This is a genomic window from Paenibacillus sp. FSL H7-0735 (genome assembly GCF_038008505.1).
Lineage (GTDB): Bacteria > Bacillota > Bacilli > Paenibacillales > Paenibacillaceae > Paenibacillus_AQ > Paenibacillus_AQ odorifer.
Window position 1 is genome coordinate 659,428 of sequence record NZ_JBBOZH010000001.1, and the last position, 16,039, is coordinate 675,466.

General features: G+C 45.0%; 17 protein-coding genes. 13 read left to right on the forward strand and 4 right to left on the reverse strand.

Features of this window, described 5'->3' with window-relative positions; translation table 11 throughout:
• Positions 1–8: 8 nt before the first annotated feature.
• Positions 9–2,333 (forward strand): histidine kinase, encoded by a 2,325-nt coding sequence (locus NSS82_RS02965; protein WP_036676712.1) that lies wholly within the window; start codon positions 9–11, stop codon positions 2,331–2,333.
• Positions 2,334–2,433: 100 nt separating this feature from the next.
• Here the strand turns inward: NSS82_RS02965 and NSS82_RS02970 are convergent, their stop codons facing one another.
• Together NSS82_RS02970 and ytxJ are read right to left on the reverse strand one after the other, a co-directional pair.
• The gene (locus NSS82_RS02970) at positions 2,434–2,673 is read right to left on the reverse strand and encodes a glutaredoxin family protein (RefSeq protein ID WP_036676715.1); all 240 of its coding nucleotides are present in this window, start codon (positions 2,671–2,673) and stop codon (positions 2,434–2,436) included.
• The gene (ytxJ, locus tag NSS82_RS02975; protein WP_038568551.1) at positions 2,670–2,996 is read right to left on the reverse strand and encodes a bacillithiol system redox-active protein YtxJ; all 327 of its coding nucleotides are present in this window, start codon (positions 2,994–2,996) and stop codon (positions 2,670–2,672) included. Before ytxJ ends, NSS82_RS02970 begins: the two co-directional genes overlap by 4 nt.
• 228 nt (positions 2,997–3,224) lie before the next feature.
• Here ytxJ and NSS82_RS02980 point away from each other — a divergent pair, with 228 nt between their 5' ends.
• The 7 genes from NSS82_RS02980 (at position 3,225) to NSS82_RS03010 (ending at position 9,718) form a co-directional block, all read left to right on the forward strand.
• Complete coding sequence (locus tag NSS82_RS02980; RefSeq protein ID WP_076272725.1) at positions 3,225–3,947, forward strand: SDR family NAD(P)-dependent oxidoreductase; 723 nt, start codon at positions 3,225–3,227, stop codon at positions 3,945–3,947.
• A gap of 49 nt (positions 3,948–3,996) precedes the next feature.
• Positions 3,997–4,632: a ThuA domain-containing protein gene (locus tag NSS82_RS02985; RefSeq protein WP_076101367.1), complete on the forward strand. Its 636-nt coding sequence runs from the start codon at positions 3,997–3,999 to the stop codon at positions 4,630–4,632.
• Between the two features lie 144 nt (positions 4,633–4,776).
• On the forward strand, positions 4,777–5,169 hold the full coding sequence (locus NSS82_RS02990) for a MerR family transcriptional regulator (RefSeq protein ID WP_036676727.1): 393 nt from the start codon (positions 4,777–4,779) through the stop codon (positions 5,167–5,169).
• Between the two features lie 38 nt (positions 5,170–5,207).
• Positions 5,208–5,534, forward strand: coding sequence for a thioredoxin family protein (locus tag NSS82_RS02995; RefSeq protein ID WP_036676728.1), 327 nt, complete (start codon positions 5,208–5,210; stop codon positions 5,532–5,534).
• 117 nt (positions 5,535–5,651) lie between these two features.
• Complete coding sequence (locus tag NSS82_RS03000) at positions 5,652–7,391, forward strand: spore germination protein (RefSeq protein WP_370510593.1); 1,740 nt, start codon at positions 5,652–5,654, stop codon at positions 7,389–7,391.
• A gap of 27 nt (positions 7,392–7,418) precedes the next feature.
• Positions 7,419–8,510: a GerAB/ArcD/ProY family transporter gene (locus NSS82_RS03005; RefSeq protein ID WP_036676848.1), complete on the forward strand. Its 1,092-nt coding sequence runs from the start codon at positions 7,419–7,421 to the stop codon at positions 8,508–8,510.
• Positions 8,507–9,718 (forward strand): Ger(x)C family spore germination protein, encoded by a 1,212-nt coding sequence (locus NSS82_RS03010; protein ID WP_036676729.1) that lies wholly within the window; start codon positions 8,507–8,509, stop codon positions 9,716–9,718. Before NSS82_RS03005 ends, NSS82_RS03010 begins: the two co-directional genes overlap by 4 nt.
• Positions 9,719–9,746: 28 nt before the next feature.
• Here NSS82_RS03010 and NSS82_RS03015 read toward each other — a convergent pair whose 3' ends face one another.
• Positions 9,747–10,634, reverse strand: a complete 888-nt coding sequence (locus NSS82_RS03015; protein ID WP_036676731.1) for a CHAD domain-containing protein — start codon at positions 10,632–10,634, stop codon at positions 9,747–9,749.
• A 239-nt stretch (positions 10,635–10,873) separates the two neighbouring features.
• On the opposite strand from NSS82_RS03015, the gene NSS82_RS03020 reads away from it, so the two are divergent.
• Entirely contained in the window at positions 10,874–11,767 is an 894-nt protein-coding gene (locus NSS82_RS03020) for a lipoate--protein ligase family protein (RefSeq protein WP_081384020.1), read from the forward strand.
• Between the two features lie 100 nt (positions 11,768–11,867).
• Here NSS82_RS03020 and NSS82_RS03025 read toward each other — a convergent pair whose 3' ends face one another.
• Complete coding sequence (locus tag NSS82_RS03025) at positions 11,868–12,653, reverse strand: carbon-nitrogen family hydrolase (RefSeq protein WP_036676852.1); 786 nt, start codon at positions 12,651–12,653, stop codon at positions 11,868–11,870.
• Positions 12,654–12,811: 158 nt separating this feature from the next.
• Here NSS82_RS03025 and NSS82_RS03030 point away from each other — a divergent pair, with 158 nt between their 5' ends.
• The 4 genes from NSS82_RS03030 to NSS82_RS03045 all read left to right on the forward strand — a co-directional run bounded on the left by NSS82_RS03030 (position 12,812) and on the right by NSS82_RS03045 (position 16,006).
• Entirely contained in the window at positions 12,812–13,240 is a 429-nt protein-coding gene (locus NSS82_RS03030) for a MarR family winged helix-turn-helix transcriptional regulator (protein WP_036676732.1), read from the forward strand.
• A gap of 35 nt (positions 13,241–13,275) precedes the next feature.
• Positions 13,276–13,911 (forward strand): nitroreductase family protein, encoded by a 636-nt coding sequence (locus NSS82_RS03035; RefSeq protein ID WP_076101373.1) that lies wholly within the window; start codon positions 13,276–13,278, stop codon positions 13,909–13,911.
• A 58-nt stretch (positions 13,912–13,969) separates the two neighbouring features.
• A complete protein-coding gene (locus tag NSS82_RS03040; RefSeq protein WP_036676736.1) occupies positions 13,970–14,263 on the forward strand; it encodes a putative quinol monooxygenase in 294 nt (97 codons plus the stop codon).
• Positions 14,264–14,437: 174 nt separating this feature from the next.
• Positions 14,438–16,006 carry a phospholipase D-like domain-containing protein gene (locus tag NSS82_RS03045; RefSeq protein WP_076103900.1) on the forward strand — a complete coding sequence of 523 codons (1,569 nt, stop codon included), beginning with the start codon at positions 14,438–14,440 and terminating at the stop codon, positions 16,004–16,006.
• Positions 16,007–16,039: the final 33 nt, after the last annotated feature.

The window sequence follows — 16,039 nt, forward strand, 5'->3', positions numbered from 1 at the left end:
TGGTCTTGATGGGAACATATCGGAGGAAGACGCCGGAGGAACTGCTGCTCTCTATTTATGAGCTGCATCGTGGACGCCTGAAGATCTATATTGGTCCGGTCAGCGGATCGGGCAAAACCTATCAGATGCTGCGTGAGGGTCAGGCGCTGAAAGCACAGGGCATCGATGTTGTAATCTGTGCGGTTTCAACCAACCAGAGTCCAGAAACAAGGGATCAGCTGGGTGACTTGGAACGGATTCCAAGTATTCATTGGTTTCAGAAGGAGATCGAGAAGAAGGATCTGGACGTGGAGGCTATTGTGGCACGTAATCCAGAGGTTGTACTGACCGATGGATTGGCTCATCATAATCGCGAGGGTGCGGAGAGATCAACTAGGCTGGAGGATATCAAATATTTATTGGGCTGTGGAATTAGTGTCATCACAACTGTAAACGTATACGAGCTGGAGGGCGCAGCAGATCTAGCGCGAAAGTGGACGGGGATTGAAGTGGAATATTCCTTGCCTGCGGAAGTGCTCACCCTTGCAGATGATATCGTTCTAATTGATGTGACTCCGGAAAAGATACTTCAACGTTTGTCCGAAGGACATTTGGGCAAGAAGCAGCGGACTTCGCTTTTTAACAAAGGGAATCTAAGCAAGCTGCGGGAGCTGGCGCTGAGAATGGTTGCGGAGGATGTTAATGGCTCGCTGGAGAAGCATCGGGAGGAGCAAGGATTGCTGGGGGCTTCGGGGATTGCCGAAAAAGTGTTGGTGTCCGCACAGTATTATTGGAATGGCTCGATTCATATCCGCCGTGGACAGCAAATCGCTAAACGGTTAAACGGAGATCTGGCGGTGGTATCCTTCTGGAAGCAGGGCCTGACGCCCTCTAAGGAAGCAGCAACCTTCAAGCGATCCCTATGGAAGCTGACTGAGAAGATTGGGGCCTCGATGGAGGAGATTTCTTTTCGCTCGAAGAGGGAGATTCCGGGACTTCTAGTGAAATACGCCATCCAGCATAATATTACCCGTATCGTTATGGGACACTCCAAGCAAACGGCGTGGCAGGAGCTGTGGAAGGGTTCGATTGCTAACTCATTGTTAAAACAAATCCGCGGAGTAGATGTGTTTTTCGTGGCTGATCGTGCTGAGCGTGAGGGAGAACGCGTTCTTCCTACCCGGCAGAGCCGAAATGAGCGGAAAGCCGATGCCTATCACAGATTAAGCAGTCAGGAAGTAAAGGATAAAATCGATGCCATTCGTGGGGGCACATTTAAAGTGTACATTGGTGCTGCTCCCGGAGTGGGCAAGACTTATAAGATGCTGCGAGAAGGAAATGATCTCCTAAAGAGAGGGATCGATGTTGTTATTGGACTACTAGAAACGCATGGACGTAAAGAAACCCTTGAACAGATCGGTGATCTGGAGATCCTTCCGCGACTGAGTATTGACTATCGGGGGACTGTCCTTGAGGAAATGGATACGGCAGCTATCATTAAGCGTAATCCGGAGGTCGTACTGGTAGATGAACTGGCACATACCAATATGCCGGGCAGCAAACATAAGAAGCGGTATATGGATGTTATGGAGCTATTGGATGCAGGGATCTCTGTAATCTCCACAGTGAATGTTCAGCACTTAGAAAGCTTGAATGATGCTGTAGAACAAATTACCGGAGTTAGAGTTAGAGAGACTTTCCCAGACAGCATTCTGCAACGGGCCGACGAGGTTGAACTTATCGATGTATCTCCTAAAACACTGCAAGAGCGGATGAAGGATGGGAAAATATATGCGATGACCAAAGTGGATCAGGCGCTGGGGGCTTTTTTCAAAATCGGCAATCTAATCGCCCTCCGTGAACTGGCGCTGCGGGAAATTGCTGATGATGTGGATGAACGTCTGGAGGCCTGGGAACGTGTCGGGTCGCTGCGGGGACCTTGGCGGCGGCAGGAAGTGATCTATGTGTGCATCACCTTAGGAGATCATGCGGAACGTCTGATTCGGCGAGGTTTTAGGATTGCCTATCGTCTAAAAGCTTGCTGGTATGTTACGTACGTACAGGAATATAAGCAGAGCGGGCCTTCTTACGATAAACGAATTAATGATTTGAAAGAATTGACGGAACGACTGGGTGGAACGTTTAAGATGATTCCTAACGTGCTCCCGGCACGAGTGTCTTCCTTGCTGCTTGAAAGGTCTCAAGCCTTACAGAGCACACAGATTATTATCGGCCAATCTCAACGCTCCTGGGTACGTAAATGGCTGCGTGGGGATGTCACTAAGCAGATTCTGCGTTCGGCCAGAAATGTAGATGTACTGGTCGTGGCAAATCTTATGCGTGAGGAACCTTAAGCTTTAGAACAATGAAAAAAGGGGATTCCTAGCCAAGTGGCTGTTGGAATACCCTTTTTTGGTATGCATATATCAAGTGCTAAATAATTAACCGGATGAATTACTGGGCCGCTTCGATGAGTGCTTTCAGCTCGGGAAGATTGAATCCTTTGGTGGCATGATCCCCTGCTACAGTAACAGGAACACCCATGAAACCAAGCTTTTCGACTTCCTCTTGATAGACTGTGCTAGTCATAACATCTCTTACTTCAAAAGGGATACCTTGCTCCGTAAGATATTGTTTGACCAGATTACAATCGCTGCAGCCTGCTGTTGAATAAACAATCACTTGCTGGCTCATTGGTTCACAGCCTCTTTGATAGCATCTCTTGTGATCTTCCAGTGGGAAGTGTTCCAGCGAACCTCATTATCCTCAAGCAGGAAGAGCTGTGGAGATTCATGCTTAATCCCGAAATCCTCGGCAATTTGATTGGAAACTGGACGATCCTCGATGACTAGAACTACTGCTGCTGCAGTATCCGCATCCTTTAGATAAGCCTGGAATTCTTCATTAGCTTTGGCGCTAATCGGGCAGGTAGTGCTGTGTTTGAACAGCAGTTTTTTGCCAGGTTTAGCCACATACTGCTTAAGATCTTCCAATGTATGAAGTTGTTGAATAGACATAGATATCACCCTCCTGGGATCGTTATTTTACTAACCATTGTGTTGTTAACAACCTGTAATCATGATTGTAACATATATTAAATTTAAAACAAAAAGGATTCTGGAGCCGCTAATCCAAGGATGACCAAACCCTCATTTTAGCGCGTTGAAAAAAAGGGGACGGCATGCTAAGGTGAAAGCAAGACAACTTGCTTCAATAATTCTTACTAGGTAGGAGTGTTGATAAGAATGAACAGAGTCGCATGTGTGACTGGAGCTGATCGGGGTCTTGGATTGTCTCTTGTACACTCTCTTTTAGAGAAACAGTTCTCAGTATTTGCTGGACAATACATGAGAGACGCAGATGAATTGAAAGCGCTTCAAGAAGAGTATCCGGAACAGCTGGAACTTATTCCACTCGATATTGGTAGTAAGGATAGTGTAAAGCAGGCAGCAAGGGCTATCGCCAGCAGAACTGGGCATGTTGATATTCTTATTAATAATGCCGGAATTATTCATTCCGCAGATGATGCTACGATGCTGGTGGATATGGATGATGAGGGCATGGCAGAGATTTATAATGTGAATACGCTAGGCGCGTTGAGAGTCAGCAATGCACTTATGGGCCTATTATTGCAAAGTAAGGATAAATTAATTGTTAATATTTCTTCGGAAGCGGGCAGCATTGGCAGAAATAAGCGTATTAATATGTACGGCTACTGCATGTCTAAAGCGGCACTGAATATGCAGTCCTCTCTGATGCACAATCATCTAAAGACGCTTGGGGGTCAAGTGATGGTGTTTCACCCCGGCTGGATGAAGACTTATATGCATGGCGAAAAAAATGAGCAAGCGGATATTTCACCTGATGTGTCCGCAGATCAGATTATAAGTCAGGTTATGGAGTATAAAAAATATCTAGGGGATGAGCCGGCCTATCTTGATGTGGATGGCTATACATGGCCTTGGTAGAGGGGTTTCCCGTAATCAAAAAAAGTACACGAAGAAAGGCGATGATAGGATGTCTATACTAAAAGCACTGGCACTCGGAAGTTATACGGAGGTTAAATATCATCCATTTGCGGGTGTAGACCGGGAGATTGAGCAGATACTGGCCAATGATCTACAGGTAATCTCCTCGGAAGATTACGGGCTGCTTAATAAAGAAACATTATCTGACTACAAGCTGGTAATCTCCTATACCGAATTCTCCGATGATAAAATACCGGCGGAACAAAGCAGCGCATTGCTCTCCTATGTGGCTAATGGTGGCGGATTACTAGTGGTACATAACGGAATCTCCTTACAGCGTAATCAGGAGCTAGGCGCCATGCTGGGAGCCCATTTCACTCATCATCCAGAATTCACTTCGCTCCAGATGTCCATACCGGCAGGGGAGCATCCCATTATGCAGGGAATCGAAGAATTTGTGATCGATGATGAGCCTTATTATTTTGAGCAGCATCCCTATTTCGAAACAACTGTGCTTATGGAATATCCTCATGATGGGGCAATGAGGCAGGCGGCTTGGTGCCATGAGTTTGGTCTAGGCCGGGTTGTTTATTTAATGCCTGGTCATCATTTGCCGTCATTTTCCGTAGAGCCTTTTCGCCAGATGATTCGTAGAGGTGGACTTTGGGCGGCGGGATTATTGTAGGATATAAGCGGATATACCTGTTGTAACATAAAACACGAGTCCAACTGCGGGTTAACTGCGGTTGGATTTTTTTGTTGACTCTAACATTGGTGTCAGGGTTTATACTGGTGTAGAACAATTCTCATGAACCCCGGGGAGAATGCTATGAAAATAGGTGAGCTTGCTAAACTGACGGGCGTAAGCGTCCGTTCACTTCGTTACTATGAGAGTCAGGGATTAATCTCGCCGATCCGTCAGGCCAACGGATATCGGGAGTACTCTTTACTTGCTGTAGAGACGGTAGAAACGATTAAACTATATTTGAACCTGGGTCTGTCGACAGAGCAGATCGCGGGCTTTCTACATTGTGTGTTGAAGAACAAAGAAGCCTTCTGCGCAGAAGTGATGCCACTATACCGCAGTAAACTGGAGGATATTGAACGTCAGCTTGTAGAGCTAAATCAGATCAAGAGGAATTTGGAAGAACGAATGGCATCTATCTTGCAGGAGCAGGATGAGAGCAAGTTGGGCGCGTGTACACTGGAGAACTTGGAATAGGTACTGCTGGTGCTGGAAAATATGAGGAGGAATGGCAAATGTCAATTATAAATGCCGATAGCGCGGATTGGGTGCGGGCAGAAATACGTGGTGGAGGAACCGTGCTGGTGGATTATGGTGCGCCATGGTGCCCCCCTTGTAAGGTGCTGTTGCCTCTTCTGGAAGATCTTCACCAGGAATATGGAGACGATGTTTCTATTGTAAAGGTGAATTGTGATGAACTTCCGGATCTTGCTGGGGAAGCTGGTGTTATGGGGATGCCTACTGTCATTGTATATAAAGAGGGACAGCCTATAGAAAAGCTGGTCGGTCTGCGTCCGAAAGCAGCCTACCAAGGCATACTGAACAAGGTTCTCCAAGCATAAGGCAATAAATATAAAGATGAAATTAGGGAGACTCCATATTGTGGGGTCTTCTTTTTGTGCATGAATTAACCATCTTCGGTAAAAAATACGAACACAGCTATAAAGGAGGTGATGAGGGTGTGGGGTAGTATTTTAGAGCTAATTCCTAAATGGAGCGTAATTTTCCAAGGTTTTATGATCTTTTTCGTTCCGTTTATTCTAATTCGTACGACGAGTTGGGCTAGGGCAAAGGAAGATACGATAAGTACTAGAGCAAAAAAAGCTGCCGGCAGCATAGGCGGGGGTGTTCCTTACGGAGAAACATCTATAGGTACTAGCGGCACGAAAAAGGTTGCTAAGCCAGATGGATCGGCTGATCTAAGTGAAGGTCCTACAGGAGCAAGCTATAGCGGTCAATTTCGGGAGGATTTGCAACGATTTAAAGAGATGAGCACAGATATGCATGATGTGAGTTTTCGGGAGTTGCGTATCGGAGGTATAAAGCTGCAAGCGGCCCTTATATTTGTAGATGGATTGACGGATAAAGATAAAATGGATCGCAATATTCTGAAGCCTTTAATGGATGCTTATCAGGTCTTTAAGGATCCCCATACGATACCGGAAGCAAAGGATCTAAAAGATATTCTCATTCATGAAATTGTGCTTATTTCGGAAGTTGAGTTTACGGATAATGTGAAGCTCTCGCTTCAAAAGGTGTTGTTCGGCTCTGTAGTGCTGCTAGTGGAAGGGATACCGGAGGCTATTGTGCTCAGCACCCCGAAGGGGAACACAAGAGGGATAGAGGAGCCTGAATCAGAGGCAGTCTTGCGGGGATCACGAAGCGGATTTAATGAGACGTTAAGTGACAACACAGCATTACTGCGCAGGCACGGGCAAAGCACAGAGCTAGCGATGATTTCGTTTACTGTAGGAAAGAGAATGAAGAAGGATTTGGTTCTAACTTATATCAAAGATATCGCGAATGATGAACTTGTCGAAGAAGTCAAACGAAGAATTAGGACGATTGATATAGATGATGTGCAAGAATCTGGTTATGTGGAGCAATTAATCGAAGATAATAGCTTCACGCCATTCCAGCAGATTCAGAATACGGAAAGACCTGACCGCGTAATGGCAGCGCTACTGGAAGGGAGAGTAGCTATTTTACTGGATGGCACTCCCTTTGCCCTGATTATGCCAGTTTCCTTCGGGATGCTGCTGCAATCACCTGAGGATTATTACGATCGGTGGATGGTGGGTTCGTTGGTGCGCTTACTGCGTTTTCTCGCGGCATTGATATCAATGTTTGCACCGGCACTATATATTTCCTTCCTCTCCTTTCAGCCAGGATTGATTCCGACAAAGTTGGCTATTTCAATCATCAGCTCCCGCCAAGGTGTACCTTTTTCGGTATTAATCGAAGCATTGATTATGGAGACCTCAATCGAAATATTACGGGAGGCTGGACTCCGGCTGCCTAAACCTATCGGTCCTGCAATGGGGATTGTTGGCGGTCTAATCATCGGTCAAGCCGCGGTAGAAGCCGGAATTGTGAGTCCAATTCTAGTCATCGTTGTTTCAGTTACAGCAATTTCTTCCTTCACCATCCCTATGTATAGTGCTGGAATGACACTTCGCACGCTCCGTTTTGTAGCTATGTTTTCTGCAGCAGTCTTTGGATTATATGGAGTTGTGTTATTTTTCCTTTTCCTGAGTGCCCATTTAATCAAGCTAAGAAGCTTTGGCATGCCCTATCTTGGCATGTTCATACCGTATAAGATTAAGGATTGGAAAGATTTTATATTCCGTATGCCACTGCAATTTCTAACAGGCCGCCCTACGCTGTTGAAGCCGAAGGACCCCCGACGCAAAGGGTGAGGGGTCTAGGTAAAGGAGGAAGAAATTATGAGTACCGAGGTTAAGGACCGAATTACTGCTGTTCAAGCAACGATCATATTAGCCAATTATACTATTGCGGCAGGGATACTTACACTTCCTCGGACGATTGTAGAGGCTAGTGAGACTCCAGACGTATGGATCTCCGTTTTTTTAGGGGGAGTGATTACCTTTTTTACAGGTTTAATTATAGTGAAGCTTAGTCAACGGTTTCCAGGTCAAACCATCTTTCAATTTAGCGGGAAAATCATTGGCAAGCCACTTGGAGTGATTCTCTCTATATTAGTGATTGTTTATTTTCTGTGCATAGCCAGTTTTGAAGCACGTTCCGTGCAGGAAGTGACCTCTTTTTTTCTGCTGGAGGGAACCCCTCCTTGGGCTATTGTTGCCGTGTTTATTTGGATAGCCTTCTATTTGTGCAGAGGAGGGCTTAATGCCATAACTAGCATGTGTAGGTTGATTGTTCCGATTGCATGGACAGTTTTTGTTGGGGTATGTTTGCTTAGTGTTGAAGTTTTTGATATCGATAATCTGCGGCCTTTTCTTGGAGATGGGTTAGGACCGGTATGGAAGGGCATCAGGCCAACCATTCTGACTTTTACTGCTGGTGAAGCGATGCTGTTCATTGTTGCTTTTATGGATAAGCCACAAAAAGCAGTAAAGGTAATTATTGCTGGATCATGTATATCAACGTTCTTTTATCTTTTAGCCGTTGTAATGACTATTGGTGCGTTTTCTATAGATGGAGTGGTCACAAGAACTTGGCCATTTCTTGATCTAGTGAGAAGCTTTGAGGTGAATTATCTTATTTTTGAGAGGTTTGAATCGCTGCTGCTGGTAATCTGGATTATGCAAATTTTCTGCACCTTCTGCATCACTATTTATGCTGCTGCTTTGGGAGTTTCTCAAATATTTCATAAACGATTTAATAGCTGCTTATTGGCTATACTTCCAGTAGCCTATGTAGTTTCCAGAACGCCTCCAAATGTGAATGCTCTGTTTGCATTAGGGACAGTTGTGGGGAATTGGATGATCGTTTTATTTGGATTAATTCCATTGCCGCTGTTAATCATCGCACATTTCCGGAGGGCGGCTTCATGAAAAAGTGGAGAGTGTCGATTACATTTCTTATATTATGTATTCTGTTGACCGGTTGCTGGAGCAGTACACCTGTTGAGGAGTTGAGTATGGAGATTGGTGTTGCCCTGGACAGTGCGGAGGAGACAGGGGATGAGGAGGCAACTCAGCAAGGAGGTGGGGGGAATCCCATGCCTGCCCAAATAATGAGTACCTATCAGTTTACGATTCCTCAAGGCTCAGGAGGGTCAGGTATGAAGTCTGGGGCTTCCCCATCCTCAACCAGAAATTACTATAACATGAGTGAAGTAAGTGATTCGATGTTTGAAGCATTACGGGCACTTTCACTGCGTACTAGACGTACTCCGATCGGACATCACCTTAAGGTCATTGTGATCGGTGAGAAGCTTGCACGCTCTACTAAGTTTTCTGAGTTAATTGATTTCTTTAGCAGGGATAACGATATTCGTCCCAGTGTTCTACTATATGTCAGCAAGGGAAAAGCCAGAGATGTATTGGAAAATGCGCTGCCGGGCCAAACCCCTTCATTTGTATTAGAGGGGATTTTTGTGAATAGAAGTCGGAGCACGAGGATATGGGAGCCAGTTTCAATAGCTAAAGTAGCGGGTCCTTTGCATGGTAAAAGAAGTTTCATGTTGCAGAATGTAATATCTTTAGAAAAAGAGAAGGAGACAAAGCTGGATGGAGCAGGCGTAATTAAAGGGAAAACGGGAAAACTCGTTGGTTTTTTTGATGCATCGGAGCTGGAAGGAATGGTCTGGCTGACTGGAAAGGGAGAGGGGGGTGCTCTCAAAGCATACGACCCGTCTAACAATAAGCTCATTACCTATGAAATCAAATCCCTGGGTAGCAAGTATAAGGCTATTGTGAAGGATGGGAAGATCTCCTTTCATGTGAAAATAGAATCTACGGGGAGATATGGTGAGGCTTTTGCTAAGAGTGCGAAGAAGTTACATGACGGCATTGTAAAGGAGGATAAAGCAGTGCTAGAGAAGCATGTCGTAGACATGCTTCAGGTCACTGTGAAAAAAATGCAGAAGGAGCTGCATACAGAGGTTGCAGGTTTCGGCAACGCTTTGCGTATTCAACATCCAGCCGTATGGCGGAGCGTAGAGGATAACTGGGATGAAACCTTTAGCGAGATTCCGATTACCTATGAAGTGAAACTGAATATTGAAGAGTATGGTGCATCAGATACATCGGCTGAATAGAAAGGGCTATTTGCAATGTTGTATGGAGCTACTTCGTTTGTGTCTGGATAGGAATGACATCATTCTGATGCAGTGCATCGAGCACTTCATCCTTTAATTGAGATGTGAAGGCATTCCATGTTTTTTTACCGATGTCCAGTTCTTCACGTCCAATAGCATTCAGTGTTTCTAGCCACAGACGTTTGTCGTTAATCAGCCCAAGTTGATCTTGAATCTCCTTATAGATCTCCTCATGCGCATGAAATTTCTGATTTAACGCAAAATCGGCTGCACTCGCGGTATAGCGCAGTTCCTTAGCGGCAATTCTTAGCTGGTGCAAAGCGTCGAAGGCTTCTTTAGATTCGGCATTGTCTTCATGAAAAATAGCTTTACAGGTTTTTTTCTTCTGCTCATAAGCGATCTCAAGCTCACGCATAACAACGTTAACATTCTTTTTTGCGACTAGGGCTTCAAGCTGCTCGCTTAGGAAGGTCTTCCACTTTTCCTCGAGGCCTTCATTGATTAGTTCAGGCAGCTCATTAGTGAGCTTCTTGCGGTAAGTTTTGCGCTTGTCCTTTTGGTAAGCAATCACTGCCTTTAACAGGTCTGCAGTTTTAGAATCTCCGTTCTCCTTCGCTTGCTTGCGCTTGTTCTTAAAAGATTCTATTAGAACATCTGCATCTCTCACTTTACCTAATCTCTTTTGCGCTTTTTTGAAAATAGGGTACAGGCCTGAAGTGTGCCGCGGATCAAGAATGGATAATAGACTTAGCAGCTTACGGCAGTTCACTCTTGCCTGGTGGATATCTTCATCAGCGAATTTATTTAATGCGTCATGGCTGTAATCCCAAAAGTTGATATAAAGGTGGTTAAGGGCTTGTTCCCATTGCTTTGTTTTGGTTAGCTGTCGTTCTTTGGTCAGCTTGTCTCCTGTCATGCAGCATCACTCCTTAACGTTTGGGATAGCATGAATTTAGGGCTTCCCCTATTATGCTCTGGGGCAAGTCCATTTACTATAAGAATAGCGTTATCATAACCTCATTTCAATTCTCTACTCACAGCATAGAGACAGATCGGTTACAATATTACTATCATTATTTATACGGATAGGCTTGGATCTTTAGCTGGTAGAGAATAGCAGGTCTCGTGGCTCATATTCGGGAAAGAGGGGCTTTGGTGGATACTCGTGAGTATGATTCAATAGTTAGTAAACTTCCTTCAGAAATGGGGCTCTTTCAACATCTGAGTGCAAAGGATGAGAGCAAAGATACAGAAGCAGGGAGCCTAGAAGATATGTTGGTTCCATTCGCTTTTGAGGAAACCTTATGCAGGGATGTTGGAGCGGGCATTATACCTCCTAGCTTACATCTGTGGAGTCATTCTGGTGGTGTGGCGCTTGGACTTCGGGACAGTAAGCTACCGTGTGCAGCTCAGGCGATGCTTATGCTTGAGGAGCAAGGGATTAGAACGGCGGTTAGGCATTCAGGCGGGGCTGCGGTGCCTCTGGATTCAGGGATCGTTAATGTTTCTCTAGTTCTGCCCAAAGGACGTGGAAAGCTGGACTTTCATGATGACTTTAAGCTCTTGGCTGCTTTGATCACGGAAGCGGTTGCTATAAGTCATCCACAGGCTGCGGCGCAAATTGAGGCTGGTGAGATTGTTGGTTCTTACTGCCCGGGTGATTTCGATCTGGCCATTAATGGTCGGAAGTTTTGTGGGATCGCTCAGCGTAGGCAGAATAATGCTTATTTTGTACATGCATTTGTTGTAGTTTCTGGCTCGGGACAAGAACGCGGTGAACAAATCCGCGATTTCTATGCGCAAGCCTCCGGAGGAGACTCCTCATTAGCTTATCCACGGGTTCGTCCAGAGACGATTGCTGGACTTGGTGAACTCGGTGGACCTGAAGTGGCGACAGTGTTTGTGGAGGGAATTATTCAGGCTTTAATTCACCGGGGAGTGTCTCTTAGACCATCCGGCATTTTGCAGCAAGAGACAGGATACAGCTTGGACTATGATGATCCACGTGTGCTCGATGCAACGCGGGTGCTTCGCGAGCGGTATTCCTGAGGGCTAAGCATGGGTTGGAGTCTGTTAAAAAAGGACGTAATGGAAAGCTGGCTAGAGCCAGCCTACGAAACGTCTTTTTTTAATATTCAATCACGCTCTTTTAATTATACAACTCAGGACGTCTGTCCGAAAAAATCGGAATTTGTTTCCTAATCTCACGCACCTGATGTAAATCGATATCTCCAGTTAGAATTTCTTCCTCTTCAGAAGCTTCACACACAATATCTCCCCAAGGATCAATAATCATAGAATGCCCAGCAAAGATATTGGCTGGATCGCTGCCTGCACGGTTGCAGGCTACAACATAACATTGATTCTCGATGGCCCGGCTGATCAACAGCGCCCGCCAGTGGGACAACCTGGGCAGTGGCCATTCAGCGCAGACGAACAGGATTTCCGCCCCTTGTGCGGTATGGGCGCGAACCCACTCCGGAAAACGGATATCGTAACAGATTAGCCCTGCACATAAGATGCCGTCCAATGTGAAGAGTCCTTTAGTTTCTCCCGGTTGGAGATACAAATGCTCCTCCATCAGCTGGAACAAATGCAGCTTGCTGTATTGTCCAACAAGCTCACCTGATCGATTAAATACATACATACGATTGGTGACCCCAGCATCATTACGGCTAGCCACTGAACCGGCGATGATATTGATGCTGTATTGTTTAGCCAAGCTGGAGATGAATTCCTTGGTAATTTCTCCTTCTAGATCGCCAATATCTTCTAAGCGAGTCAGATCATAGCCAGTGGTCCATAGCTCAGGGAGAATCAGACAATCAGGGGCTGCGGAAGCAGCTTCATTTATTTTCTGGGCAACAGCAGCATAATTCATAGCGGGATTGCCAAATGCTATATCCAGCTGAATCAGGGATATTCTCATAGGTATCCTCCTCTTTTGTTCAAGCGTATAGCACCGGATAAGGATAAGCAATGTTGATTTTTTAAAAATGATTTGATATATTAGTTGACGGGTCAATGATTATGCGTTAGTATAATTTTGTACAAAACAATTGCATGCAATTAAATTTAGAAAGGAGGCATATTTTGACGGAGCACTGTCCTGAGGAAGAGCATATATTTGAACTGCTGCAGGCTTTAAACAAAGGAATCTCTCCAAAATTCGAACGTTGTGCCGGGATTAGTCCCACACGGCTTCGCCTCCTGCACGAACTGTTTCGGGTAGACGAAGTCAGCCAAATCAGTCTGCAAAAGGAAATGGAGATTGATGGGGCAGCCGTCACACGTCATCTGAAGGGATTGGAAGAGAGTGGCATGATCGCCCGCCGCAATAACCCAGCCGATAACAGGGTCACATTGGTCTCATTAACCGATCAAGGTCGGGAAAGAATGGTTAAATATAGCGAAGAGAAAAGGCGGTTTATCGCTACTTTGCTAACAGGTTTTAACGATCAGGAGCGAGCAGTGCTCATTGATATGCTTAATCGTCTGCAATCTAATATCATTCTGTTGTAACTTACAAATCACACACTCAAAGGAGAATTACACATATGAACGCTACACAAACAAATGACTTTCAAGAAATTATTACAGGACGCCGCTCTATCCGCAAATATGATCCATCCGTTAAAATCAGCAAAGAAGAAATGACACAGATCCTTACCGAAGCTACACTTGCTCCATCTTCAGTGAACATGCAGCCTTGGCGTTTTCTGGTCATTGAAAGTGACGAAGCTAAAGCTACTTTAGCGCCTCTCGCTCGTTTTAATAACGTACAAGTAGAGACTTCTGCGGCTATGATTGCCATCTTTGGTGATCTGAACAACTTCGATTATGCTGAAGAAATTTACGGTACTGCTGTTGAACGTGGACTTATGCCTGCTGAAGTAAAAGAAAATCAATTAACCAGATTATCCGCTCATTTCGCTAACCTGCCACGGGAAATTAACAGAGACACCGTGCTTATCGATGGCGCACTTGTTGCTATGCAGCTGATGCTGGTTGCTCGTGCACATGGTTACGATACAAACCCAATTGGTGGATTTGAAAAAGACCAAATCGCTGAAGCGTTTGGTATGGAAAAAGATCGTTATGTTCCTGTAATGCTACTCTCCATTGGTAAAGCTGTTGATGCAGGTTACCCATCTGTTCGTCTGCCTATCGATAAAGTTGCTGAGTGGAAATAATTATAAAGTTAGTAAGCCAACGCGCTACCATAAACACTAATCTTAGGAGGAATATACAATGATCATTATTCATGCTGTACTTAAAGTTAATCCAGAGCGTCGTGAACAGTTTTTGACGGAGTCTAAAGCATTACTGGCTGCTACTCATGCTGAAGAGGGTAACCTTTCTTATGAGCTATATGAGAATGCTGGAGAAGCCAACTCATTTATCATGATTGAGCAATGGCGTGATGCTGAAGCAGTATCCAGCCACAATACGAGCGCTCATTTCACTGCTTTCTCAGCTAAAGCTGGCGAATTCTTGGCTGCTCCTCTAGATGTTAAAGTATTTAGCGCAGAACAGGTAAAATAAGCTGTCTCCATTCTTAGGAATTCTGTTTAAACCTAAACAGGGATGATCCATAGCCATAAAGGCTGTGGGGCATCCCTGTTTTGCATTACACCCCGTTTATAAAAAGGAGATCTAGGGTATCTATCCTTACCTTGATTCAAAGGCATGCAATATAAACGATGGGGGACTTTACATATGAAGACACAGAGAAATATGATTGATTTCTTGAATTATTATCTATCCGGTGGATCGCTTGCCCGTATTATGGGTGTAGCAGGAGAAGAGGTGGAGCGTAAGCTTGAGGGGATAGACCTAGAGGCTGCCAGAGCCTATCGTCAGACGCTTGGCGGAGTCATTACGACAAGTCAGCAGCTATTCCAGCTTCCTGGATTTAGCCCAAGCTTACTGGAACAACTTACTGAAGTATTGGGCAGACTAGACTCAGGCAAGCTAAAGGTTCTGGCTCCACAGACTACTTGGAATAATCAAGTAACACCTTACGTGAATGGTCCAGAGTGTCTAGGAATGATATTAGAGGAGATTAGAAAAACGCAGCATTATATCCACCTGTCTGTCATGCTTTTCTTTAATGATCGTTCGGGCAATCTGGTTGCAGATGAGCTATTTTATGCTCTTAAGCGTGGCGTTAAGGTAAGGGTTATGGTCAATTACACATTGACGGCATTGGGGTACGGTAATAATCTGGAGTACGGCCAGTTCTCCAAGATTGCTGATCGGCTTGAGAATGCAGGCGCCAAGCTGCTGAATACCTTCAATTCGTATTATACAGCCGTGGAATGGCGGGTGAAACGAAAGGCGCTGGAGCAAGAGGGAGTGCCGGAAAGTATTCTGTTTCTGCAGGATAAAGTGCAAGAGGATGTTGAGGTCACAGGACTAAATGTCATCGACCATCGGAAGTTTATGGTCATAGATGGGGTAACCTCGATTATAGGCAGTGTAAACATTGGTGACCAATATACGTATGAGACCCCAGTTCAGGCGTCCTCTGCAATGAGTATAGACGGACATCCACAGGGGATTCCTAGTAAAGAGGCTGAGTGGCATGATGGCTGCTTCCGGATTCGCGGCGCTGCAGCGCAGCCTTTGAATGCGATGTTCTATTCTCGCTGGCTGCTACTAGGCGGAGATCATTTTGACGTGAATGATGTCTTTTATTATCCTGATGTAGATTATCATTTTGGTGAGGAAGAATGTACGCTGTTAGCAAGCTTTCCAGGTAACCCGGTTAACCTGATTCAACAATATTATCTGGATTTAATTACTTACGCGGCTGAAGAGACTATCATCGTGAATCCTTATTTGATTGATCAGGATTTTTGGGATCGGCTCGGGCTGCTTGGTCCGGAATGCTCGTGTAATTTGAACATTTGCAACCCGCTGGAGGTCAATGATCATCCTACAAATCGCGCGGCGGTAAGAGGCAATATGTATATGCCGTTTATTAACGGTGTTTCCTTCTATGACTACAGTGCCACCGGTCGATTTTCCCATTGGAAAATTACCTATGATCATAGATCACAAGCCGTTTTTCATGGTTCATATAATATCAACGAAAGAAGTGCCTGCCACGATTTTGAGCTGGGAATGCTGGTAAAAGGGGAGGCCTTTGCAGAGCAGATAAAGTCTATGATCGATTATGACCTGAGTGTCTCGCGGAAGATTACCAGTAAAAGTGAGTTCTTTAAGCATCCTTGGCTACACCCTAGTACTTATCTGAATAAGGTAACCCAGAATTATACTTGATAAATTGGGCTAATTCTCATGATATAATGATCG

Bases quoted from the DNA above. Each gene is read 5' to 3' on its own strand.
- NSS82_RS03045 (WP_076103900.1), top strand. From the start codon at position 14,438: ATGAAGACACAGAGAAATATGATTGATTTCTTGAATTATTATCTATCC.
- NSS82_RS02965 (WP_036676712.1), top strand. From the start codon at position 9: ATGGGAACATATCGGAGGAAGACGCCGGAGGAACTGCTGCTCTCTATT.
- NSS82_RS03005 (WP_036676848.1), top strand. From the start codon at position 7,419: ATGAGTACCGAGGTTAAGGACCGAATTACTGCTGTTCAAGCAACGATC.
- NSS82_RS02980 (WP_076272725.1), top strand. From the start codon at position 3,225: ATGAACAGAGTCGCATGTGTGACTGGAGCTGATCGGGGTCTTGGATTG.
- NSS82_RS02995 (WP_036676728.1), top strand. From the start codon at position 5,208: ATGTCAATTATAAATGCCGATAGCGCGGATTGGGTGCGGGCAGAAATA.
- NSS82_RS02990 (WP_036676727.1), top strand. From the start codon at position 4,777: ATGAAAATAGGTGAGCTTGCTAAACTGACGGGCGTAAGCGTCCGTTCA.
- NSS82_RS03010 (WP_036676729.1), top strand. From the start codon at position 8,507: ATGAAAAAGTGGAGAGTGTCGATTACATTTCTTATATTATGTATTCTG.
- ytxJ (WP_038568551.1), bottom strand. From the start codon at position 2,996: ATGTCTATTCAACAACTTCATACATTGGAAGATCTTAAGCAGTATGTG.
- NSS82_RS03035 (WP_076101373.1), top strand. From the start codon at position 13,276: ATGAACGCTACACAAACAAATGACTTTCAAGAAATTATTACAGGACGC.
- NSS82_RS02970 (WP_036676715.1), bottom strand. From the start codon at position 2,673: ATGAGCCAGCAAGTGATTGTTTATTCAACAGCAGGCTGCAGCGATTGT.
- NSS82_RS02985 (WP_076101367.1), top strand. From the start codon at position 3,997: ATGTCTATACTAAAAGCACTGGCACTCGGAAGTTATACGGAGGTTAAA.
- NSS82_RS03040 (WP_036676736.1), top strand. From the start codon at position 13,970: ATGATCATTATTCATGCTGTACTTAAAGTTAATCCAGAGCGTCGTGAA.
- NSS82_RS03015 (WP_036676731.1), bottom strand. From the start codon at position 10,634: ATGACAGGAGACAAGCTGACCAAAGAACGACAGCTAACCAAAACAAAG.